General features: G+C 46.0%; 19 protein-coding genes. 11 read left to right on the top strand and 8 right to left on the bottom strand.

Features of this window, described 5'->3' with window-relative positions; genetic code table 11:
- Positions 1–11: 11 nt before the first annotated feature.
- The 6 genes from QWZ05_RS05180 to QWZ05_RS05155 all read right to left on the bottom strand — a co-directional run bounded on the left by QWZ05_RS05180 (position 12) and on the right by QWZ05_RS05155 (position 6,533).
- On the bottom strand, positions 12–647 hold the full coding sequence (locus QWZ05_RS05180) for an energy transducer TonB (protein WP_264876760.1): 636 nt from the start codon (positions 645–647) through the stop codon (positions 12–14).
- A gap of 3 nt (positions 648–650) precedes the next feature.
- A complete protein-coding gene (locus QWZ05_RS05175; protein WP_264876759.1) occupies positions 651–1,058 on the bottom strand; it encodes an ExbD/TolR family protein in 408 nt (135 codons plus the stop codon).
- A 26-nt stretch (positions 1,059–1,084) separates the two neighbouring features.
- Positions 1,085–1,612: a MotA/TolQ/ExbB proton channel family protein gene (locus tag QWZ05_RS05170; RefSeq protein WP_264876758.1), complete on the bottom strand. Its 528-nt coding sequence runs from the start codon at positions 1,610–1,612 to the stop codon at positions 1,085–1,087.
- A gap of 9 nt (positions 1,613–1,621) precedes the next feature.
- The gene (locus tag QWZ05_RS05165) at positions 1,622–2,983 is read right to left on the bottom strand and encodes a MotA/TolQ/ExbB proton channel family protein (RefSeq protein WP_290296995.1); all 1,362 of its coding nucleotides are present in this window, start codon (positions 2,981–2,983) and stop codon (positions 1,622–1,624) included.
- Positions 2,983–3,735 (bottom strand): DUF3450 domain-containing protein, encoded by a 753-nt coding sequence (locus QWZ05_RS05160; protein WP_390216085.1) that lies wholly within the window; start codon positions 3,733–3,735, stop codon positions 2,983–2,985. Before QWZ05_RS05160 ends, QWZ05_RS05165 begins: the two co-directional genes overlap by 1 nt.
- Before the next feature lie 161 nt (positions 3,736–3,896).
- Positions 3,897–6,533, bottom strand: coding sequence for a TonB-dependent receptor (locus QWZ05_RS05155; protein WP_264876755.1), 2,637 nt, complete (start codon positions 6,531–6,533; stop codon positions 3,897–3,899).
- Between the two features lie 782 nt (positions 6,534–7,315).
- Here QWZ05_RS05155 and QWZ05_RS05150 point away from each other — a divergent pair.
- From QWZ05_RS05150 to QWZ05_RS05120, 7 genes are all read left to right on the top strand, one after another.
- The gene (locus tag QWZ05_RS05150; protein WP_264876754.1) at positions 7,316–8,341 is read left to right on the top strand and encodes an ABC transporter permease; all 1,026 of its coding nucleotides are present in this window, start codon (positions 7,316–7,318) and stop codon (positions 8,339–8,341) included.
- 3 nt (positions 8,342–8,344) lie between these two features.
- Positions 8,345–9,388 (top strand): ABC transporter permease, encoded by a 1,044-nt coding sequence (locus tag QWZ05_RS05145; RefSeq protein ID WP_290296990.1) that lies wholly within the window; start codon positions 8,345–8,347, stop codon positions 9,386–9,388.
- A gap of 57 nt (positions 9,389–9,445) precedes the next feature.
- Positions 9,446–11,281 carry an extracellular solute-binding protein gene (locus QWZ05_RS05140; RefSeq protein ID WP_290296988.1) on the top strand — a complete coding sequence of 612 codons (1,836 nt, stop codon included), beginning with the start codon at positions 9,446–9,448 and terminating at the stop codon, positions 11,279–11,281.
- An 8-nt stretch (positions 11,282–11,289) separates the two neighbouring features.
- A complete protein-coding gene (locus QWZ05_RS05135; RefSeq protein ID WP_264876751.1) occupies positions 11,290–12,144 on the top strand; it encodes an ABC transporter ATP-binding protein in 855 nt (284 codons plus the stop codon).
- Between the two features lie 8 nt (positions 12,145–12,152).
- A complete protein-coding gene (locus QWZ05_RS05130; RefSeq protein ID WP_264876750.1) occupies positions 12,153–12,986 on the top strand; it encodes an ABC transporter ATP-binding protein in 834 nt (277 codons plus the stop codon).
- A 297-nt stretch (positions 12,987–13,283) separates the two neighbouring features.
- The gene (locus QWZ05_RS05125; RefSeq protein WP_264876749.1) at positions 13,284–14,405 is read left to right on the top strand and encodes an efflux RND transporter periplasmic adaptor subunit; all 1,122 of its coding nucleotides are present in this window, start codon (positions 13,284–13,286) and stop codon (positions 14,403–14,405) included.
- An 11-nt stretch (positions 14,406–14,416) separates the two neighbouring features.
- On the top strand, positions 14,417–17,569 hold the full coding sequence (locus tag QWZ05_RS05120; RefSeq protein WP_264876748.1) for an efflux RND transporter permease subunit: 3,153 nt from the start codon (positions 14,417–14,419) through the stop codon (positions 17,567–17,569).
- A 235-nt stretch (positions 17,570–17,804) separates the two neighbouring features.
- Here QWZ05_RS05120 and QWZ05_RS05115 read toward each other — a convergent pair whose 3' ends face one another.
- Positions 17,805–18,299 (bottom strand): peptidylprolyl isomerase, encoded by a 495-nt coding sequence (locus QWZ05_RS05115; RefSeq protein ID WP_290296963.1) that lies wholly within the window; start codon positions 18,297–18,299, stop codon positions 17,805–17,807.
- A 189-nt stretch (positions 18,300–18,488) separates the two neighbouring features.
- Here QWZ05_RS05115 and QWZ05_RS05110 point away from each other — a divergent pair, with 189 nt between their 5' ends.
- From QWZ05_RS05110 to QWZ05_RS05100, 3 genes are all read left to right on the top strand, one after another.
- Positions 18,489–18,707 (top strand): VF530 family protein, encoded by a 219-nt coding sequence (locus tag QWZ05_RS05110; protein WP_264876746.1) that lies wholly within the window; start codon positions 18,489–18,491, stop codon positions 18,705–18,707.
- 148 nt (positions 18,708–18,855) lie between these two features.
- Positions 18,856–20,046: an amino acid aminotransferase gene (locus tag QWZ05_RS05105; RefSeq protein ID WP_290296960.1), complete on the top strand. Its 1,191-nt coding sequence runs from the start codon at positions 18,856–18,858 to the stop codon at positions 20,044–20,046.
- Between the two features lie 15 nt (positions 20,047–20,061).
- Positions 20,062–20,733 carry an ATP-dependent zinc protease family protein gene (locus tag QWZ05_RS05100; protein ID WP_264876744.1) on the top strand — a complete coding sequence of 224 codons (672 nt, stop codon included), beginning with the start codon at positions 20,062–20,064 and terminating at the stop codon, positions 20,731–20,733.
- Between the two features lie 70 nt (positions 20,734–20,803).
- Here the strand turns inward: QWZ05_RS05100 and QWZ05_RS05095 are convergent, their stop codons facing one another.
- Positions 20,804–20,995, bottom strand: a complete 192-nt coding sequence (locus QWZ05_RS05095; protein ID WP_264876743.1) for a hypothetical protein — start codon at positions 20,993–20,995, stop codon at positions 20,804–20,806.
- 178 nt (positions 20,996–21,173) lie between these two features.
- Here QWZ05_RS05095 and yegS point away from each other — a divergent pair, with 178 nt between their 5' ends.
- On the top strand, positions 21,174–22,079 hold the full coding sequence (gene yegS, locus QWZ05_RS05090) for a lipid kinase YegS (protein ID WP_290296958.1): 906 nt from the start codon (positions 21,174–21,176) through the stop codon (positions 22,077–22,079).
- Positions 22,080–22,101: the final 22 nt, after the last annotated feature.

Here is a 22,101-nt window from a genome sequence, read left to right as displayed (position 1 = left end):
CCTTTGACTCCTTAGTTGGTAGAGAACTCAATCTCTTGTGACATTCGAGTGCTCACGGCTTGCCCCTCTACCAATTTCGGCTTGAAGGTCCATTTCGAGATGGTTTTCTTCGCAGCTTTTCCAAGACCAAGTTTGCGCGGAGTTTCTTTGAGCACTTTGACGTTTTCGACGGTTCCACGGTCTGTCACGGTGAACTCCACTAGAACGAGGCCTTTATCTATTCCCGCTCTTGCTGCCTTTCTCGGCATTTGAGGTTGGAAAGTCGCGAGTGGGACTGCGCCATTGCTACCCCCGGCAACTTTTGCGCCCCCGCCTTGCGAGTAGTGACCCAGCACAGAGCCCCCAGTCACATTCACGGGCAGGTTTAGGTCTGGCATATCCATTGCGATTTGTTCCATCACCGGTTTCACTGTTGCCGCCACTTTCATTTCCGGAGGTGGAGGAGGGCGCTTAGGCGGTGGTGGTTTAGGTAGTTCTCGCTTTTTCTCCTGAACACTTTCTTGTGGTTTGACGCGAATAAAGTCCACCATGCGGAGATCTTCACTCGATGTCAGCTCGTGGCGCTCTTTGTTTACTAGCTTGTCCATTCCCCAGAAAAGTCCGAGGGAGACAATGAGCGCCAGTGCCATTGAGGCCAGATACCGCATAAATTACCCTTTATCCGTTGCGGCGATAGAGATATTTTCAACACCTGCCATCTTTATCTGGTCCATCACTTTTACTACAGTGCCGGCATTCGCTTCGGTGTCCGCTTGAATAACGACTGCGCCTTCAGGGCTCTCTGCTCGCAAGCGTTCAATATTCGCTCGGACGGCATCCACCTCGATCCTGCGTTTGTCTACCCAAACATCACCAGCGGCGCCAATTGCTACCATAATATTGCCGTTTTTTACGACCTGAGCGGTGTTCGCGCTTGGTCGACTGACTTCAATACCGGCCTCTTTGACAAAAGAGGTGGTGACGATAAAGAAGATCAACATGATGAATACGATATCGAGCATAGGTGTCATATCGATTGCTGCTTCTTCATTACTGCTATTGCTATAACGTCTTTTCATAGCCTATATCCTTAAAATCCATTTCATTAGGCGATGTGCTTGAGTTGATCCTCAAGCTTTTGTGTACTGATTTTTGCTAAATGATCCAATCGAGAGCTGAAAAATAAGCCAGAGAGAGAGGCGACCATTCCCGCTAAAGTGGGGATAGTCGCTTTAGAAATCCCTGATGCCATGGCTCTTGGGCTGCCAGTACCCACGACGGCGAGAATATCGAACACTTGAATCATACCGACAACAGTGCCGAGCAAGCCAAGTAGTGGGCAAAGCGCGATTAATACCTTAACAATCGGTAGCCCCCGTTTGTTTTCGACATCTTGCATCGACACCAACTCTTGACGAATCATCTTCGCATTCCAGCTTTTGTATTCAGTACGTATTTTCCATTGTTCTATGGTCTTCTTGGCGACTCGAGGGGCAATAGCGACAAAATATATCCATCGCTCTAATAAGAGAGTCCAAAGCAGAAGACTAAGAACAAATATGGCAAGGAGAACGTCGCCTCCTACACCGATGAATCGTTTTATAGATTCGAATTCATCCAGTAACCACCACATAAGCACTCCTTAGCTTTGCACCGTATGGAGCTTCTCTTGATAGCGAGCAATAAAGCCAGCACTTTGCTCCTCTAGCATCTGCACTAGACGGCGACCTTTACTGTGTACAATGGTGTAAAGGAACAGCAGTGGAATAGCCACCACGAGACCAAGCATTGTGGTTACCAGTGCCTCGGAAATACCACCCGCCATAAGCTTTGGATCGCCCGTGCCAAATAGAGTAATGGCTTGGAATGTACCGATCATCCCCATGACTGTACCAAGCAGCCCCAACAGCGGAGCCACAGAGGCGAACAGTTTTATTGAACCAACAAAGCGTTCAATTCGTGGTCCATTACGCATAATGATCTCATCGAGCTTCGCCTCAAGATCTTCGAGGTTGTCGCTGTTATGAGTTTGGTATGCTTCAATCACCTCACCAAGTGGGTTGCCTTTAAGAACTTGCTCTGACTTAGCTTGTTTACGCATTTTCTCGCCAATCACCAACAGTCGTAGATAGCAGAAAAGGGCGATGAGTGCGCCAATAGCGCCCATACCAAGAATGACATAACCCACAATTCCCCCTTGATCGACACGCTCTTGAACCGTTGGCGTTTGTACCATTAAGGACAAAATCACCCCACGTGATGGGTCGATAAAGAGAGGTTGATAGTCACCGCTTGCTGCTTCAAATCCACTGAGTAAACCAGTCATCGTTTTTTCAGGTTGACGTGACAACTCTTCAAACTTTCCTGTTTCCGGGACGAAAGTGACATACTTACCGTTAGCAATAGCGTTAAACTCGCCAATCAAAGTGACATCTGATGTCACCTCAGTGCCTTCGCCTAAGACTACCGTCGCTTGCGTCGTGTTGGTTTCTCCAGATGCGACCACTTGTTGCAAGATGGTGTACCAAAATGCTTCAAGCTCTTGGGTGGAGGGTAGTGCTTTGCTTTCGGCAAGCTTGGTTAACAGTGCTTCGCGTTCAGGGTATTGCACCGAGTTTTGTGAGGCGTTGAATAAACCTTTAAATTCGCCTGCATACTGACGTAACACTCCAAACATTTCTCCTAATGTCCCTGAGCGCTGACGCAGTGTTTCTGTTAATTCGGTCAATAGTTGGTCATTGCTATCAAAGGTGGCTTTTAGTGCGTCACCGCGCGCCGTCTCAGCGGCGAGTTTTACACGCGCTTGCTCCAATAACGTCGCTTGCTGGTTTCGGTCCGAGAGAAACTCTGCTTCCCGGGCCTTACTTTCCTTTGATTCGATAATACTTTGTGATTTCACCTCACTGAGGAGTTCACTCATGTTTTTAGGTGTCTCAGCGTGGGAAAATGGCGCATAAGCACATAGTGTTGTGAGCACAACGGCTACAGTGTTGAATCCTTTCATTACTGCTCTCCTCCTGTGTAGATAGGTAGCTTAATCAGTGCTGGTGGAGCCTGCTTCTTCGCTACACGGATGCCTTGTTGTACCGCTTGACGATAGCTGTCAGGTAAGGTTTCCCACTCACGGGTTTGTTGGTTCCACATTCCGGTTTCTAAGCCGTCAGGCGATTGAAACAATAGGGCCGTGCGTCCGATACGTAAGAAGTCATAGGTGACCACTTCACCCCCGCGCTCTAGGCTCGCTTTGTAAGACTCTATGGAGCGAGAAAATCCTTCCTCAATTTGGTAGGCCTCCATCACTTTACGAAACTTCTCTGATGTTGTGACATCTGCGCGGTTCATCAATCGTTTTAGTTCAGCGACGCGTTTGTTTCTTTCTTCAATTTGGAATGGAAGATCTAAGGTGATAAATTCATCGAGCGCATCGACCATTTTGAGAGTCAGAGGTACAACTTCCATTGCGGTTTGGTCTATTTGAGCGATCTGTTCATTAAGTGAATCCAGCTCAGTTTGTTGAGAGTCAACCATGCGAGAAATTTGAGTGTTATATGCTTCCATACTCTCAATCTGACGGAGCAGACCTTTATATTCTCCGAGCATCGCATCGGTGTTATCTGCGTAGTCATCGATTTTATTTTGTGACGCTTCCGCGCTTTTGTTGGCCTTGGCTTGTGTTGCAATTACTTGGCCGCTGTTTGCCGCGAAGCTATGTGCCGAAACGGCAAAAAGAGACGCTGTTAAAACAGAGAGCGTCATTCCTTTGATTATCATTGTGGCATCCTTGTGTAATGTCAGTCGGGATTTGTCGGCTCGACACACGGTTGACTGTGTATCGAGCCTGTCCTTTTTAATTGTTTAAACTTGCCCTTTTTATGGTTTAAAGCATGATGCTCTAAGCTAAGGACTCAATTGAACAATCAGAACTTCATGTTTAAATTGGCGTAGAAGTAGCGTCCCACAACGTCGTAAGTCATTGTGTCAGTGTTACCTGAAATGGTATTGAGGATGAGAGGAGGCTCTTCATCAAACAGGTTGTTGATACCGCCAGACAACGTAATCCCGTTGTCAAAGGCATAACCTGCGCTGATATCGTGGTAGAACACAGTAGGGACGCTAAAGGTATAGGTAGATTGAGCAGCGTCCTCAGCACCAGGCAGTTCATAGTCAACACCGTAGATCATGCGAGTGTTCCAGTTAGTGCGCCATTTATCTTGGCTTAACCCCAAATTAAGCGTTGAGCGATATTGGCTGTAAAGACCGATTTGGTCACTAATGAATTTACCCGCGTAGTCATCAACGCTGCCATCGGCTTGAGTGACCTCATAGTTAAAGGTGTAGGTATTATCCCAGTTTGCCGTGAATCGAAGGTCATCGAAGTCATGCAGGTAACGTAGGTTAAAGTCAAGACCACTGGTTTCGAGTTTTCCGAGGTTGGTGGTTCTAGCATCGATACCCACGATGTTACCGCTGCCATCACGCGTGATCTTGTCGCAATACTCGCCCGTTTCATAACATTGATTAAGCATCAACTGAGGATCAACGGCATCAATCAACTGCTCAAGCTCAACTTGCCAGTAATCGACGGTTGCTGAGAAGCCTTCTGCAAACGAAGGGGAAAGCACAAAACCAAGGGAAGCAGTATGACCTTCTTCTGGCTGAAGTTCTTCATTAGAGCCATAGAATACTGGGAACTGGGTTCGACCACTGGTATCTTGGCCAGATGGGTCAGTCAGTACATCGGCACTTTCCTGCGCGCCACCATAAAGATCGGCAATTGAAGGCGCACGGAACACTTCGTTGTAGGTACCGCGCAACATGAGATCATCGATTGGTTGATACAAGAAGCTATAACCCATAGTGTTTGCACCACCAAAGGTTGAGTAGTCATCGTATCGTGCTGACACTCGTGCTTCGAGATATTGCGCATAGGCGAGGTCTGAGAGAATAGGAATCAACAACTCACCATACACTGAGTTGACATCATAACCACCATCAGTCGCAGATTCTGCATTACCACTCGCATTGCCAGCAACAACGAGTGCGTCAGGTTGATTTGAGCCCTTTTCATCGCGGTTTTGGTAACCTAACGCGAAGGCAATGGTACCCATATCGTGTTCATAGATATCTCCGGCCACATTAAGGTTGATGACTTGCTGCTGGTTAACCCCCGTATCTTGGCGTGTAAATGTGGTGTAATCCAGAGCAGATTGACTCACAGTGCCAAATAGATCCATTTCAGAACAGCCATCAATGGCATTGCCGCTAGCGTCTTTACATCCGCTGATGGCGTTGCTGACTCTATCTTTCATGAAGACGTTGTCTTCAAGTTGAACGGTTTTGGTCTTGCCAAAATTGTAGCTGGCATCCCAAAGCCACCCATTTTGGAATTCACCATCGAGAGCAAACACCAGTCGAGCGGTATCTGACTCAAATGAGCGGTTTCGCCCGCCGGTTTCGACCATACGTCTGCGCCAATCTGTGATTTCTTCACCAGTGGTATTAAAGCTCGCGTCGGCCGAGATAGGAGAGTAGCCTTGAAAAGCTCCAAAAATGGGTTCAGCTGCTAGTAGGTAATCTGATTGTGAGTTGGAATAGAGTGCTTCAAAACTTGCTGTAACAGGACCAAGATAGTCATTTTCACCAACTAAATAGTTACCCTGTGCAGATAGGTACATTCTTTCTGCGGGTCTCTTTAGGTAGTTGTCAGGCGCATAGTTATAGAGATCACCTGGAGACTCAAAGTCACGCAGTGTGTCACTGCCCTCTGGGCCAAAGGTTTTTCCGTCGTAGTAACCCCACGGAGGCGCTGAACTACCGCTGACGTATTGGCCACCATAGCCATCATGTTGTAAATCCGTATTGGCGAAACCACGATCTCCAGCCATGATTTCATTCTCTTTGGTAAAACCAGCGGAGAAGGTGACATTGCCTCGATCATTCGACGCACCCGCTAGGATGCTAATGTCAGTAACTTCGCCGTCACTTTCTGAGGTCATGCCCTGTTTTAGGTTGACTTCAAACCCTTCGAAGTCCTGTTTTGTGATGATGTTGACCACACCGCCTACAGCGTCAGAGCCATAAACGGATGAGGCACCGTTTTTCAATACTTCAATGCGCTCAACCATCGCAGTTGGGATCATGTTGAGATCCACCGACGCGTCAGCACCGGTTCCTCCATTAACCATTCTACGGCCGTTGACCAGAACCAAAGTACGCTCAGCGCCTAAGCCTCTTAAGTTGACGGTTGCTGCACCATTACTGCCGTTGTTAACTGATGTGCTTTGAACATCGCCACCCACTCCTGGGAGTTGGTTGAGTATGTCACCCAAGGCGATTAAGCCAGTGTTTTCGATATACTCAGACGATAATACTTGTACAGGTTCAGCGCCTTCCATCTCGACTCGAGAAATACGTGAACCCGTCACTTTCATTTTTTGTAGCTTTTCGACTTCTTGTCCGCTTTCTTCTGCTAATGCAAGAGGGGCTGCGGTGAACGTCAATGTGCCTAATGCGATACTCACTGCTACTGATAAACAGCTGTTTTTCCTTAACATCCATGTACTCCATTCGTCCAGTTCTCTACCGGTTGTTTGTCATTGATAACTGCATCTGCTTGTTAAAAAAATGTGTACAAGCTGTTTCACTAAACACGATCGTTCAAAAAAATGTCAAATTTCGCTCCACTGAATCCCTTTTAATTGCAAAGCGTATAAAAAAACAGAATTTAATTAAAAGATGGCGTTTTATACTGCCTGTTACGGTTAAAGGTAATACAACATCATGAGGTATCCTTACAAAATGGAATTATTAAATACTTTATTTTTGTAAGTTTCGTAAGCGTAGGTTCTGAGCAATTTTTCTGGATTTTTGAGAATGGCAGAATTATTCACTGAAAATGACAGGTTAAACTAGTGATATCTAATTATGCGTAATCTATGTGGTGATCATCATGACACTTTTACGGGTTTGAATGCACGTAATAGCAGTATTTCAGTACTCTAGTTCACGAATGTGAGATAGACTAATTATGCTAATAAAATAAATTTTCAGGCGAAAAGTGGTGAGAGTTTTTACTCTAGTTGAATGAGTTCTATTTTGAAATTTGAAAAATAGTAGTTTTTTGTACTTTATTTCAAGAATGCTAGATTGGTTCGAAAGAGTTGCAATAGAGTTTAAATTAGATTAATTAAATATTGCGGCTGACAGAGTTGTGGGCTGAAAATATAGATGGATTTAGAGTTGTTGTTATATTCAGTATCTTTTATAAGGTTATTGATAGGAGGGCAGGAAAGCCTGACTAAAATAAGCAGCAGATTAAACATGGAGCCGTTGAAATATGCTGTCTTACTTTCTACGTAGATTGGCGTTGGTGATACCAACATTTTTAGGAATAACCCTATTGATCTTTGCGATTACACGCTTTGTACCTGGAGGCCCGGTAGAAAGAATGTTATCTAAAATGCAAAGCCAGGGGGATGGAGGCGCTTCTCTCTCCATTGCGGGTGGTAATTCTGCATTATCCGAAGAACAGATGATGGAGCTGAATGCCTTTTATGGTTTAGATAAGCCGGTGCATGAGGCCTACTTTGATTGGATTGTAAAGCTAGTATCACTTGATCTTGGTGAGTCGACTCGTTATTACGAACCAGTAGGAGACATGATAGCAGAGCGGCTACCTGTCTCTCTATTTTACGGTGGAATGACGTTTTTTATTAGTTATTTTATCTCAATCCCTCTTGGTTATTTCAAAGCAATTAAACATGGTTCAGTGTTTGATTCTGGTTCATCTATCGCCATATTCATCGGTTATGCACTGCCAGGATATGTTGTCGGTGTCCTGCTGATAACACTTTTTAGCTATCATCTTGAATGGACTCCCATGGGAGGTTTTTATAGTGATGATTTTGACGACTATGACACTGTTTCTGAGAGGGTTGCCGATATTATGTGGCATGCAATTTTGCCATTGATTTGCTATTTGATTGGTGATTTTGCCACACTAACAATGACGATGAAAAATAACCTGATGGAAAATCTTTCTTCTGACTATATAAGAACTGCGATTGCTAAAGGTCTACCGTTTAAAACAGCAGTGAGAAAACACGCATTGAGGAATAGTTTGATCCCTATCGCGAGTCATTTTGGTAACTCTCTTTTGTTTTTTATGACGGGTGCATTCTTAATTGAGGTTATTTTCAATATTGATGGTATTGGGCTACTCGGGTACGAATCGATAATGGAACGGGATTACCCGGTTGTTATGGGTATTGTCGCCATCAATGCCTTACTTTTGCTTGTCGGGAATATTGTGTCTGATATGTGCGTCGCATTAGTGGACCCTAGAGTAAAGTTTGGAGAATAATCGATGTTTAACATTAGCCCACTAACACTCAAGAAAATTAATAGCTTTAAGCGAATAAAACGCGGTTATTGGTCATTTATTTTGCTTAGTTTATTGCTTGTTCTATCTCTATTTGCAGAGTTATTTATCAACAGCAAAGCCTTGGTTGTGAAGTATCAAGGTGACTATTATTTCCCCGTGATGAGTGATGTTTATTTGGGGACTCAATTTGGTCAAAGTACGCAAAGTGAGGCGGATTATCGTCGACTTCAATCGCAGTTCCACAATGAACAAACGGGCAACTATGTGATTATGCCACTGATCCCGTGGAACCCTTATGAGCAAGACTTCTCAGGGAATTACCCTCCTAATGCCCCAGATTTGGAGCAGCGCCACTTACTAGGTACGGACGTTATCGGGAGAGATATATTAGCGCGTTTGGTTTATGGCTTTAGAACTGCGATGGGATTCGCCTTACTGACCATGCTCGCTTCCTATGCGATAGGGACTGCAGTTGGTTGTGCGATGGGATTTTTTGGAGGCAAGTTTGATTTGTTTGTTCAGCGGCTTATTGAGGTGTGGTCGATGGTGCCGTTTCTTTACGTGATTATGATTCTAGTCTCGATTATACAACCCACGTTTATGTTGTTCGTTGGCATCAACGTTCTCTTTGGTTGGATGGGGATGACATGGTACATGCGCACAATGACGTATAAAGAGTCAGCTCGAGAATATGTGATGGCGGCTCGAGCACTCGGTGCAAGCACTGCGCGGATCATATTCCATCATATATTGCCAAATACCATGGTGATGATCGTCACCTTGGCACCGTTCACTATTGCCGCAAATATTACGGCATTAACTGCTTTAGATTACTTGGGGCTTGGATTGATGCCTCCGACACCGAGTTGGGGGGAGCTACTACAGCAAGGAAAGTCTAATCTCGACTCGCCTTGGATAGTGACATCTGTGGTTGTGGCGATTGTGTCCGTACTTGTGATGGTGACCTTTATTGGTGAAGCCATTAGGGCCGCTTTTGATCCAAGAAAATTCACTCGATACATGTAAGTTGAACAGTTGCGCTACATGGTCGACGACATAAGAAACCGCTATAGGGATATAGATATGTACAAGCGTCATTATTTTATTGCCAGCAGCCTGTTAATGGCGTCTGGCATGGTGAATGCACAAAGCATTCCGGCTAACCTAAATTGGCAAAGCCACCTAAATGAGCCATTGTTCGCCTCTGAAGAGGCAAAGTTTGGTGGAACATTACGATCTCACATGGCAAGTTTCCCGCAAACTTTGCGCAGTGTTGGACCGGATGCGAACTCCGGTTTAAGGCACTATTTTATGGATGGCACACCAAAGCTTGCCGCTCGTCACCCCAATACTAGGAAGTGGATTCCCCAGTTGGCTAAAGCGTGGGCTTTTGCTGATGATAACCAGACGGTGTATTTCCAATTGGATCCCAAAGCAAGATGGTCCGATGGTGAAAAGGTAACGGCAGATGACTACCTGTTTATGCTGACGTATAACCGCTCAAAAGATATCGTTGACCCGTGGTACAACGACTTTTTCACCAATAAGATTGTCGAGGTCAAAAAGTTTGACGACTTCACAATAGCGATTAAATCAGGCACCAAGATGACCAACGATGAGTTGATGATTCAAATAAACTTACCGAGTAATGGTGTGCAGCCTCGTCCCGAGCACTTTTATGCAGCCCCCAAAAAAGACGATAATCATGATGGAATGGATGACAACTTTGTACGTCGTTTTAATTTCAAAGCGGAACCCACAACTTGGGCCTACTACATGTCAGAGGTGAAAAAAGGGAAAAGTGTTACGTTCAAACATGTGGGGCCAGAATGGTGGGGCTACAGCAATCCTTACTATAAAAACCGCTATAACGTTGAGAGGGTACGTTTAACGGTAATACGAGATTCAGACATCGCTAGAAAGCACTTTGAAAAGGGTGATTTAGATGTGTACGGCCTAGTCTTGCCAAGTTTGTGGCATGAGAAGTCGTCAACGAAGCCTTATCAGCAAGGTTATATTCATAAGTTCTGGGGTTTCAATCAAACGGTTCAGGGAGCGGGTGGGTTATGGATGAACACCGCACGTCAACTATTACAAGATAAGAATGTCCGAGCTGGGATTATCCATGCATCCGACTATGACGGTATGTTAGAGAAGGTGTTACGAGGTGACTATTTGCGTATGCCTCATGCGATGGGATTTGGTCATGGCGGTTACGACCGTCCAGATAATCAAGCTCCGAATTTTGACCCACAAAAGGCGATTGCTTATTTCGAGCAGGCAGGGTTTTCGCAAGTGGGCCCCGACGGTATTCGTTTGAACGAAAAAGGGGAACGACTAAGTTTTGATATTACCTATGGTTATCCACCGCACACGCCAAGGGTGGCGTATTTGAAGGAGCAAGCTAAGTTAGCTGGTCTGGAATTTAATTTGAACTTAGTCGATGGCTCATCCGCTTTTAAGTACATCTTAGAAAAAAAGCATGAACTTGCCTTTCTTCATATGGGAGGAGGAGAGATCCCGGCGTATTGGGAGTATCTGCACTCAGACAACGCCAAGCCCCAAACCAACAACCATACTTTCTACAGCAATAAAGAGATGGACGAGCTGATTGAACAGTATGTTGCAGAGTTTGATGTTGAAGCGAAGCAGGCACTTTCGCACCAGATTCAGAAAAAAGTGTCTGAAGAGCATTTAATCGTGCCGGGTTATATGGTGCCTTATACCCGTGAAGCTCATTGGCGTTGGATTAAATACCCAACGAATGCCATGACTAAACAGACTTCTTCGATTTTTTCGGTCACCGATATAGCGAACTTTTGGATTGATACCGATATCAAAAAGCAAACTAAGAAAGCGATGAAAAGTGGTGACGCTTTTGAGACAGTCACAATGATAGACGATAGCTACAAACTCTAGGGAAAACGATGTCAAAAGATGTGATATTGCAGGTACACAACCTCAAGGTTAAGTTTGATTCTGATGAGGGGTCGACCGAGGTGCTTCACGGAGTGAACTTTGGGGTCAAAGCCGGTCGAACTTTAGGTCTGGTAGGAGAGTCGGGAAGTGGCAAGAGTGTGACTGCAATGTCCATTATGGGCCTATTGCCTAAGCCTTATGGCGCAGTGACAGACGGCGAGATATTGTATCGAGGAAAAGATCTTGTTGCGTTGTCAGCCAGTGAGATGTGTCAGATGCGTGGTGATAGGATTTCCATTATCTTTCAAGACCCAATGACGGCTCTGAATCCCGTTCAGTCTATTGGTCAACAGCTTTGTGAAGTGTTGATACTTCATCGGCCTGAAATGAAGCCCAAGCAACGTTATGCAGCCTGTATAGAGATGCTGAACAAGGTAAAAATTCCTCTCCCAGAGAAGCGAATGGACGAGTATCCCCATAATCTATCAGGTGGAATGCGTCAGAGGATCATGATTGCGATGGCTTTAGCTTGCCGTCCTGACGTTTTGATCTGTGACGAGCCGACGACAGCTCTAGACGTGACGGTGCAGTCGTCAATTTTACAACTGATGAATGAACTTCAGCAGGAAACAGGCATGGCGATGATATTTATTACTCATGATCTCGGCGTCGTTGCCGAAATTTGTGATGATGTTGCAGTGATGTACGGCGGGAAAATCGTTGAGCAAGCTGACGTTTTTGAATTGTTTGATCACCCTAAGCACGCTTATACCAAGCGACTGCTGAGTCTGATGCCGAGTTTAGATAAACCGACCAAGCAGATGATAGAGATTAAACCTATGACTGATATTGCCTTTATATAGGAGCGAACATGACAAAGCGCGTAGACGAGTTGCTCAGAGTAGAAGGTATCAAGCAGCACTTTGTGTCAGGTAAAGGGCTGTTCCGCAGTGGATATACAATTAAAGCGGTAGATGGCGTTTCTTTGAGTGTAAGGCAAGGGGAAACGTTAGGTTTGGTGGGGGAGTCAGGCTGTGGCAAAAGCACATTAGGCCGAACCATATTGAAATTGCTTGAGCCTACAGAGGGAAAAATTCACTTTCAGGGGAGAGATATTACCCAGCTAACCGTTAAACAGATGCGTCCACTGCGTAAAGAGATGCAGATTGTGTTTCAGGACCCTTTAGAGTCCCTTAACCCTAGACATACTATAGGCACAATCCTAGAAGAGCCTTTCATTATTCATGGACTTGGAAATACGACACAACGAAAGCAGTGGGTAATTGAACTGCTGACCAAAGTGGGCTTGTCCACTGATTCAGTAGGACGCTACCCTCACGAGTTTTCGGGAGGACAGCGACAACGTATTGGTATAGCAAGGGCGATAGCACTAAAACCAAAATTGCTTGTTTGTGATGAGTCGGTGTCGGCTTTAGATGTTTCTGTTCAAGCTCAGATCTTGAATCTTCTTTTGACACTACAGCAAGAGATGAATCTCGCCATTATCTTTATTTCTCATGATCTGTCTGTGGTGCGGCACGTGTCCGATCATGTTGCAGTGATGAATGCAGGAACCATTGTTGAGTATGGCCCTGCGATGGACATCTATCGAGCACCGCAACATGAATATACACAAAAGTTGTTATCGGCGATTCCTATAACACACCCTAAATATAGACAAAAAAGTCGCAGCAATGCGGCGTGATTAGCGAGGTTTTATATCGCTAATTAATGGCGTGGGATGCGCCTCATCGGTCGTAGTGTGTTTGATATTTGTTGATTTGGTTCAGTTAGTTAAATAATTTGGAACTTTCCTGGTATTCACTAGACAAATGTTTCGCTATCTTTAGTTACACCTTGCAACAGATTATGTTTGCACGGTGAATCATTTAAGATAATTATGTGACTCATAACTATAAAACCGCTCAGCAGTCTTTTTGAGCGTGTAAACCAGTGGTTGCACCAATAATAATTCAACTACAACAAGTACTATCGGACATATATGCAAACTAAAAGCAAAATCGCTTTGCTTGCGGCAGCTATCGCTCTTGCGGGCTGTGATCAGCAAGGTGGAGGCCAACAGGCTCAGGCTCTCCCGCTCGTTTCAGCGCAAAATGTAGAAACGATCGAATTTCAACCAAGTAAGTCTTACATTGGTCGTGTCGAAGCTGTCGAAGATACTGAAGTTACTGCTCAGGTAACAGGTTACTTACAAGACCGTCACTTCCAAGAAGGGCAAATGGTTAAGAAAGGTGACTTACTCTACACGATTGAACCATCCTCTTTTGAGGCTCAAGTTGCCAATGCGAAAGCGGCTGTCGCACAAGCAGAAGCGGCGCTAAAAAAAGCGCAACTCGACTTTGAACGAGGTAAAGGTCTACTTCCTCGTGGCAGTATTTCTCAGTCTGAATTTGATGCACTAACGGCTGCTCAACTCGGTGCTGAAGCGCAACTAGCAGCAAGCCTTGCACAGCTAAACCTTGCTGAAGTGAATCTCTCTTACACGGAGATCCGTGCACCGTTTGATGGTCGTATCGCTGACAGCAAAGCGAGTAAAGGTGATCTGGTTTCTCCTTCTGCGGGTGTGTTAACCACGCTAGTCAGCCTAGACCCGGTTCACGCTGCATTCAGTGTGAGTGAGCGTGAGCGCCTAAATCTTGGTATTGATAAAGTCAAAGGTGATGGTAGTGCTGAAGCGGAAGCGGTTCAGGTACGTGTTGAGCTAGAGAACGGTGAGACATTTGAGCACTTTGGTGAGCTAGACTTCCTTGGCAACCGAATCAACATTCAAACTGGTACGATTGCGATGCGTGCGGTTGTTCCAAACCCAGAGCAGCAACTGCTGCCAGGTCAGCATATTAAAGTTCGTCTGCTTGATCGCGAAACGGCGGACGTGACAGTTGTGCCACGTCGTGCAGTTCAAACTGACTTGGAAGGCAACTTCGTGATGGTGTTGGCTGAAGGCGATATCGCAGAGCGTCGTAACGTAGAGCTGGGTACTCAGGTTGAAGAAGGCGTGATCATCAAGGCGGGTATTGAGCCAACGGATAAGGTTATCACTCAAGGATTGCAGCGCATTCGTAATGGCGTACCAGTACGTCTGCAAGAAGCGCAAGCTGAATAAGGAGCTCTAGTATGCTAAGTCGCTTCTTTATTCAGAGGCCAAAGTTCGCTTTGGTTATCTCTATTATTCTAACGCTAGCGGGTGCGATCTCATTGATGATCCTGCCGGTAGCAGAATACCCAAAAATCAGTCCACCTTCGGTCAGTGTCACCGCTTACTATACGGGGGCGAGTGCTGAGGTTGTTGAACAAGCCATTGCCGACCCGATAGAAACCTCGGTCAATGGTGTTGAGAACATGATCTACATGTCCTCAAAGAGTGCGAATGATGGCTCTTACAGCCTCAATGTCACCTTTGATGTCGGTACAGATCCTGACATGGCTCAGGTTAACGTACAGAACCGTGTTTCACAGATCGAATCGAAGCTCCCTCAAGAAGTGCGTCAGGTTGGTGTAACGGTTAAGAAACGTTCTCCTGACTTGTTGATGGTATTGAACTTCTATTCACCGGATGGTCGTTACGATGACCAATTCTTGATTAACTACATTAACCTGAACGTGAAAGACCAACTTGCACGTGTTAAAGGCATCAGTGAAGTTAACGTAATTGGTGGTGGTGAGTACGCAATGCGCGTTTGGTTAGACCCAGAGAAAATGGCTAACCTCAAGCTGACGACGACAGACGTTTATGGCGCACTTGCAGAGCAAAACGTTCAGGTTGCAGCGGGCCGTATAGGTGCCGCGCCTTACGCGAACCCACAAGAAGTTCAGTTCAACCTAGTGACCAAAGGCCGCCTAGAGAGCGTTTCTGAATTTGAAAACGTTATCTTGCGTGCTAACGCCGATGGTTCAACGGTTTACTTGAAAGATGTTGCGCGCGTAGAGCTAGGTAAAAAGTTCTATGACGGTAACGGTAAGTTCCGTGGTCAAGATGCTTCAATCGTAGCGCTGTCACTTCAGTCGGATGCGAACGCGCTAGAAAGTGGTCAAGCTGTCATGAGCATGCTCGACAACATGAGCAGCAACTTCCCTGAAGGCATGGAGTACGAAACCAGTTACGACACAACGATCTTCGTTGCTGAATCGATCAAAGGCGTTGTGAAAACGCTGATTGAAGCGATCTTGCTTGTAATCGCAGTAACCTACCTGTTCTTAGGTAGTGCGCGTGCTACTTTGATTCCTGTTGTCGCTATCCCAGTATCATTGATTGGTACGTTTGCGATTATGCAGGCAACGGGCTTTACGATTAACACCGTAACTCTGTTCGGTTTGATCCTTGCGATTGGTATCGTAGTAGATGACGCGATCTTGGTTATCGAGAACGTTGATACCACGATGGCGAAAGATCCAACGCTAACACCGCGTAAAGCGACGCTACTTGCGATGAAAGAAGTAACGGGCCCGATCATTACCTCAACGTTAGTACTGCTTGCGGTATTCCTACCGGTTGCGATGCTTCCAGGTATCACAGGTATCATGTACCGTCAGTTTGCTTTGACGATCTGTATCTCGGTAGTGATCTCGTCGATTAATGCATTAACGCTTTCTCCAGCACTGTGTTCATTAGTGTTGAAGCAAGGTGGCGATAACACTGCAAACTGGTTCAAAGCCTTTAACCGTGGTCTTGAGCGTGTTACCACTCGCTATGGTCAAATTGCAGGCTTCCTAGTGAAGAAATCATTGCTACTGGTTACGTTCTTTATTGTTGCGGTAGCAGCAGTAACCTTCTTCGCTAAGACGACGTCTTCTGCGTTCGTACCACAAGAAGACAAAGGTATCTTGTTGGTGAACGTACAGCTTCCAGATTCAGCGTCTCTGTCTCGTACAGAAGAAGTATCTGAAAAGCTAATGGATATCGTGAACAATGAGCCGGGTATTGATGGTGTTACTGTTGCGAACGGTTATGCGTTTATGACAGGTGCAGCGGCATCGAACGGTGCTTCACTGTTTATAAAACTGCATGACTGGGATATGCGTAACGCACTGGATGGCGATCATTCTTCAGATGCGATTGCAGCGCGTATTAACGGTGTTGCGGCGCAAGAATTGCCACAAGCTATCGTGTTTGCAATGGGGCCGCCAGCGGTTCCGGGTATGGGTGCTGCGTCAGGTTTTGAATTTGTATTGGAAGATACATTAGGCCGAAGCCGTACTGACCTAGCAATGGTGATGGCTGACGTAATGGCAGAAGCGAACAAACAGCCAGAGATTGCCTTTACGTTCAGTACGTTCCGTGCAAACGTACCTCACTACTATGTCGATATTGACCGCGAGAAAGCGCAGCAGCTTGGCATCCCGCTATCGTCGATTTTCCAGACGCTACAGGGCAACCTAGGCTCAATGTATGTGAATGACTTTACTATGTTTGGTAAGAACTTCCGCGTGACAATGCAGGCAGATAGTCAGCACCGTAGCAGCATGGAAGATCTTGAGCTGTTCCACGTGCGCTCATCGGCGGGTGAAATGATCCCTCTAAGTACTTTAGTGAGCTACGAGCAAGTGTTTGAACCGGATGTGGCATGGCGTTACAACATGTACCGCAGTGCCGTCATCCAAGGTCAAGCCGCGCCGGGCTACTCAAGTGGTGATGCGATTGCTGCGATGGAGCGTGTAGCTGCAGATATTCTGCCGCAAGGCTATCAACACGAATGGACCGGTATGGCATACCAAGAAGTTCTTGCCGGTAACCAAGCCATTTACGCGTTTGCTCTAGCCCTGATCTTCATCTACCTGTTCATGGTGGCACAGTACGAGAGTTGGTCAATTCCACTCGCGATCATCTTGGTCGTGCCGGTGGCAACACTCGGCTCCTTCTTGGCACTGAATCTGACAGGCACACCGTTGAACTTGTACGCGCAGATAGGTCTGGTTCTACTCATAGCGCTGGCGGCGAAGAACGCAATCTTGATTGTGGAATTTGCCAAGCAAGAGCGTGAAGAGAAGGAAGTGGATCTCGATGAAGCAGCAGTACAAGGTGGTAAGCTACGTTTCCGTGCGGTAAACATGACATCTTGGTCGTTTATCTTGGGTATCTTCCCACTGATTTTCGCCGCAGGTGCGGGTCATGTGAGCCAAAACTCACTAGGTATTTCCCTAGTTGGTGGTCTACTTTGTGTTCTTATAGCAGGTACCTGTTTGATCCCTGGCTTCTACGCGATTGTTCAGCGCAAGCGTGAGAAGATCCACGGTGGCAGCACGAAGCTGGTTCCACTTGATGATGAGTAATATCGTCAGATAATCGATAGTAAGTTGAAAATGAAAACGCCAGTTGCTTGATACAACTGGCGTTTTTTTAGTTTGCGGCAACACAATTTTTCTTAGTAGAAAATCAAGCGAAGCTTTGTCACCCTGAACTGGTTTCAGGGTCTAATCACCACGCGTGATACGTCAAACGATTCCTTCAACTAGATACTGAGCCAAGCTCAGCATGACGAAGCCTTTGTGAGCAAAATAGAGCTCATCATTCCTCTACAGTGACACGGTCAATCATAATCGTCTCCGCAGGCACATCATCGTGACCCATGCGAGAAAGCGTGTGGACTTCAGCAATGCAATTCACCACATCCATACCTGCAGAAACCTTACCGAATACCGCATAGCCCCAACCTAAGTTTGTGGTTGCAGTGTGGTCGAGAAAATCGTTGTCTTGCAAATTAATGAAGAATTGCGCAGTCGCCGAATGAGGTGCGTCAGTACGTGCCATAGCAATAGTACCGATAGTATTCTTTAAACCGCGATTCGCTTCATTTGCAATCGGCGCACGCGTCGGCTTCTCGTCCATCAACTCAGTTAAACCGCCGCCTTGAATCATAAAGTCTTTAATCACACGGTGGAAAATCGTGCCGTTGTAAAAGCCATCTTCACAATACTTTATGAAGTTTTTCGAGCTGACTGGCGCTTTTTCCATGTTAAGTTCAATTTGAATGTCACCAAAATTAGTGTGCAGGGTAATCATAGTAGTGTCCGATATGCGGTTTCGATGTCGAGAGTATAAAGGTAGGCCACACATATTTGTAGCGGCGATTGAAAGGGCGGTATGAGATAGAGATATTGTGTGTCAGCCAGAATAATCTGTTAAGCTCTCTGCCACGACAAGAGCGGTAAACACTGCTCACACTAAATACAATTCCAAGGACACTGCGCTATGAGCTCAGAACAACCCAATAACCCTTTGCATGGTCTTAGTTTGGAAAAGATCTTAACGCGCTTAGTTGAGCATTATGGCTGGGATGAGCTGTATGATGAAATCAATATCAACTGCTTTTATAACGACCCGTCAATCAAGTCGTCGTTGAAGTTTTTGCGCCGCACACAATGGGCAAGAGACAAAGTCGAAGCACTTTATATTCAAACTTTTTGTTAGTCATCACTCTCTTAATTTCTGCCGCTAGCGCAACGCTGGCGGTATTATCGCCACAAATTGTTCTCCCCATTACATTCATGTTGCAGTTGGTTATCGTTCAATGCTAACTTGAAGCCTGTTACTTGAATTTCAAAGGGTTGTGACTTTCATGTTTTCCCAATTACCAACACCAACGTTGGATCCTATTCTCTCTCTTTCGGTGGCTTACCGAAACGATGCTCGCGCAGATAAAGTCGATCTTGGTATCGGCGTGTACAAAAACAGCCAAGGCGAAACGCCGATTATGGAAGCGATTGTACAAGCGCAAAAAATTGTTGCAGAAACACAAACAACCAAAGCCTATGTGGGCTTAGCAGGCTGTGAAGAGTTCAATCAGTCGATGATTGATTTGCTGCTTAGCGGCACGTCAGCGATGGATCGCGTTGCTGCGATTCAAACCCCCGGTGCTAGTGGTGCACTGCGTATGCTGGGTGATTTGATGGCGGTGGCACAGCCAAATACGACGATTTGGTTGTCTAATCCTAGCTATGTAAACCACAAGCCAGTGATGGAAGCGGCTGGCCTTAAAGTGAAGTACTACCGCTACTTTAGCCCAGAAACCAAGCAGGTGGATCTTGATGCCATGATGGCAGACCTTGCCACAGCAGGTAAAGATGACGTTGTATTGCTGCATGGTTGCTGCCATAACCCAACGGGGGCAGATATCGACTTTGCTACTTGGCAGGCGATCACTGCACTGTCCCAAAAAAATGGTTTTACGCCGTTTGTTGATATTGCTTACCAAGGTTTCGGTGATGGCTTAGAGCAAGATGCCCAAGGGCTACGCTACATGGCTGACAACGTTGAAGAGATGTTGATCACGACATCGTGCTCGAAGAACTTCGGCCTTTATCGTGAGCGCACAGGCGCTGCGATTGTGGTAGGACAAAACCAAAAAGAAGTGGCGAACGCAAAAGGGAAGTTACTAACACTTGCTCGCTCTACTTACACTATGCCGCCAGATCATGGTGCGGCATTGGTTAAAACGATCCTTCAAAGTGAGGCTCTGACGCACACCTGGAAGCAAGAGCTTTCTCAGATGCAACAACGCTTAGTCTCACTAAGAACTCAGCTTTGCCAGACACTTAGAAATGACTTCCAAACTTCACAGTTTGACTTCATTAAGCAGCACAAGGGGATGTTTACTGTGCTAGGCTTTACTCAAGAGCAGATGGCTAGACTGCGCGAAGAGTATGCAATTTACGGTGTGGGAGATGGCCGTATTAACATCGCAGGACTTACTGAAAAGCATGTTCCTTACGTGGCAAAAGCTATCTTTGACGTTGCACAACAAGACTGATTCATGAGGGATTGAATGAATAAATCGCGTCAACTTTTAATGACTCTACTTCTAACTGGTGGCCTAGTGGCTTGTACTACAACGCCGCCGCCACCAATAGAGCCAGATACACCAGAGCCAGAAATTGAACAGCCGATTGAGCAACCCGATGTTGAGTTGCCGATTGAGCCAGAAGTCGAGCAACCGATTGAACCGGTAGAGCCGGAAGTGAAACCAGAGCCAAAGCCTGAACCAAAACCGCTACCTGTCAAAACGGAAGACGGTAAGTTGATCTTAGGTGATAAAGAGTGGGTGTTCTTCCCTGGCCTTAAGCAGCATGTGAAGGCGCGTATTGATACAGGGGCAACCACTTCCTCAATTAGCGCAGTCGACGTCGTTCCTTTTGAGCGTGATGGTAAAGACTGGGTTAAGTTTAAGATTCAGCATGAGGGTGTAAAGACAGGTGAACTAGAAGCGCCAGTTCAGCGTTGGGTGAAGATTAAACAATCAAGTGAAAAAGAAGAGACCCAACGCCGCGCAGTAGTTTCTGGTTGGATTCAAATCGGTGACTTGAAAGAGCAAACGGAATTTACCCTGACAGACCGTACTCACATGGATTTCCCTGTTCTGCTAGGGCGTAGCTTCTTTAATGATGTTGCGTTGATTGATACCAGCCGCAGCTATGTGCAAGGTAAGTCAAAGATTTAGTCATTAACTTTTGTAATAAAAAAGAGCGCTACAATCGATGTTGAGCGCTCTTTATCGTTTTTGCAGACTGTTAACTGCCATACCAATCGTCCATAAAGTATTGTCCCTCTGGCGCATACGGATCATCATCAAAAGGGTGGTCGGCTTTTGACTTCAATGATTCCAACTGCTGCTCAAGCATGTTGATCGTGTCGTAGTCCCCTTCAGAGCTGGCAATGTAGATCTCCTGCTCAAGCATTTCGATTCTTTCCCGTAATTTCATCATAGCCTCCTGAATCGAACAAATTGTGGTTACTGCTTCAAGGAAAGCGTGTTTCCCATTTTCCCTTCGATTATAGTTAAGCAATTCAATAACGATCAGAAAAATGCACTGGCAAATGGTTAGCGAACTTCTTTGTTAAGGGAAGCCAAAATACCATGAAGGAATTTGGAGTAAGGATATGAATAAGTTAAGAGCGATTCTCAATGGTAAGAAAGCAGGCCAGCCTGAACTAAGAAATGCGATTTTCTCTGCGCGAGAGCAGGGTGTTGATATCGAAGTACGTGTCACATGGGAATCAGCTGATATGCTTCGCCTTGTCACCGAAGCGATTAATGAAGGCGTGACTCGTATTGCTGTCGCAGGTGGTGACGGTAGTGTGAATGAGGCGGTGACAGCACTATGTCAATTCCCGAAGGAGCAACGCCCTGAGCTTGCTGTATTGCCGATGGGTACCGCCAACGATTTTGCGACAGCGTGTGAAGTCCCGATTGATATTGACTCAGCGTTGGTGTTGGCACTGACGGGCGAGTCATATTGGGTCGATAGCATTAAAGCAAACGACCGCTATGTGATGAATGTGGCGTCAGCGGGTTTCGGTGCGCAAGTTACTGCTGAAACCCCAGTCGAGTTAAAGAACTTTTTGGGTGGCGGTGCTTATACACTCACGGGCCTGCTTAAAGCCTTACAATTTCAGCCATACAATGGCACGCTCTACTCCGAACGCGGCAGTTGGAGTGGCGATGTTCTCGTCGGTGCATTCTGTAACGGGCGCTTTGCTGGTGGTGGTCAGCCGCTCGCCCCAAATGCCTATATCAACGATGGATTAATGGATATTTCACTAATCAAGCACTTCCCTCCGTTAGCCATTCCTCAAGTTGTTGAGGAGCTTAAACGTTTTGATGCTGACGGCGAATATGTCATTCACGGCCAAACCCAGTGGATTGAAGTAGACTTCCCGCAGATTCTACCGATTAACCTTGATGGTGAGCCCTACCATAGTCAGAAAGTTAGGTTTGAGATTCAACCAGGGTCGATTAACTTGGTGTTGCCTGATGGGTGTCCGTGTTTGAAGCCTGATGTTTGATTTGTTGTCACAGACTAATAAA

Source organism: Vibrio agarivorans (assembly GCF_030409635.1).
GTDB lineage: Bacteria > Pseudomonadota > Gammaproteobacteria > Enterobacterales > Vibrionaceae > Vibrio > Vibrio agarivorans.
The sequence above is the reverse complement of the archived record's forward strand: the minus strand, read 5'-3'. Positions and strand labels throughout refer to the sequence as shown.

Coding starts and splice junctions, on each gene's coding strand:
- QWZ05_RS05180 (WP_264876760.1), bottom strand. CDS start 647: ATGCGGTATCTGGCCTCAATGGCACTGGCGCTCATTGTCTCCCTCGGA.
- QWZ05_RS05175 (WP_264876759.1), bottom strand. CDS start 1,058: ATGAAAAGACGTTATAGCAATAGCAGTAATGAAGAAGCAGCAATCGAT.
- QWZ05_RS05170 (WP_264876758.1), bottom strand. CDS start 1,612: ATGTGGTGGTTACTGGATGAATTCGAATCTATAAAACGATTCATCGGT.
- QWZ05_RS05165 (WP_290296995.1), bottom strand. CDS start 2,983: ATGAAAGGATTCAACACTGTAGCCGTTGTGCTCACAACACTATGTGCT.
- QWZ05_RS05160 (WP_390216085.1), bottom strand. CDS start 3,735: ATGACGCTCTCTGTTTTAACAGCGTCTCTTTTTGCCGTTTCGGCACAT.
- QWZ05_RS05155 (WP_264876755.1), bottom strand. CDS start 6,533: ATGTTAAGGAAAAACAGCTGTTTATCAGTAGCAGTGAGTATCGCATTA.
- QWZ05_RS05150 (WP_264876754.1), top strand. CDS start 7,316: ATGCTGTCTTACTTTCTACGTAGATTGGCGTTGGTGATACCAACATTT.
- QWZ05_RS05145 (WP_290296990.1), top strand. CDS start 8,345: ATGTTTAACATTAGCCCACTAACACTCAAGAAAATTAATAGCTTTAAG.
- QWZ05_RS05140 (WP_290296988.1), top strand. CDS start 9,446: ATGTACAAGCGTCATTATTTTATTGCCAGCAGCCTGTTAATGGCGTCT.
- QWZ05_RS05135 (WP_264876751.1), top strand. CDS start 11,290: ATGTCAAAAGATGTGATATTGCAGGTACACAACCTCAAGGTTAAGTTT.
- QWZ05_RS05130 (WP_264876750.1), top strand. CDS start 12,153: ATGACAAAGCGCGTAGACGAGTTGCTCAGAGTAGAAGGTATCAAGCAG.
- QWZ05_RS05125 (WP_264876749.1), top strand. CDS start 13,284: ATGCAAACTAAAAGCAAAATCGCTTTGCTTGCGGCAGCTATCGCTCTT.
- QWZ05_RS05120 (WP_264876748.1), top strand. CDS start 14,417: ATGCTAAGTCGCTTCTTTATTCAGAGGCCAAAGTTCGCTTTGGTTATC.
- QWZ05_RS05115 (WP_290296963.1), bottom strand. CDS start 18,299: ATGATTACCCTGCACACTAATTTTGGTGACATTCAAATTGAACTTAAC.
- QWZ05_RS05110 (WP_264876746.1), top strand. CDS start 18,489: ATGAGCTCAGAACAACCCAATAACCCTTTGCATGGTCTTAGTTTGGAA.
- QWZ05_RS05105 (WP_290296960.1), top strand. CDS start 18,856: ATGTTTTCCCAATTACCAACACCAACGTTGGATCCTATTCTCTCTCTT.
- QWZ05_RS05100 (WP_264876744.1), top strand. CDS start 20,062: ATGAATAAATCGCGTCAACTTTTAATGACTCTACTTCTAACTGGTGGC.
- QWZ05_RS05095 (WP_264876743.1), bottom strand. CDS start 20,995: ATGAAATTACGGGAAAGAATCGAAATGCTTGAGCAGGAGATCTACATT.
- yegS (WP_290296958.1), top strand. CDS start 21,174: ATGAATAAGTTAAGAGCGATTCTCAATGGTAAGAAAGCAGGCCAGCCT.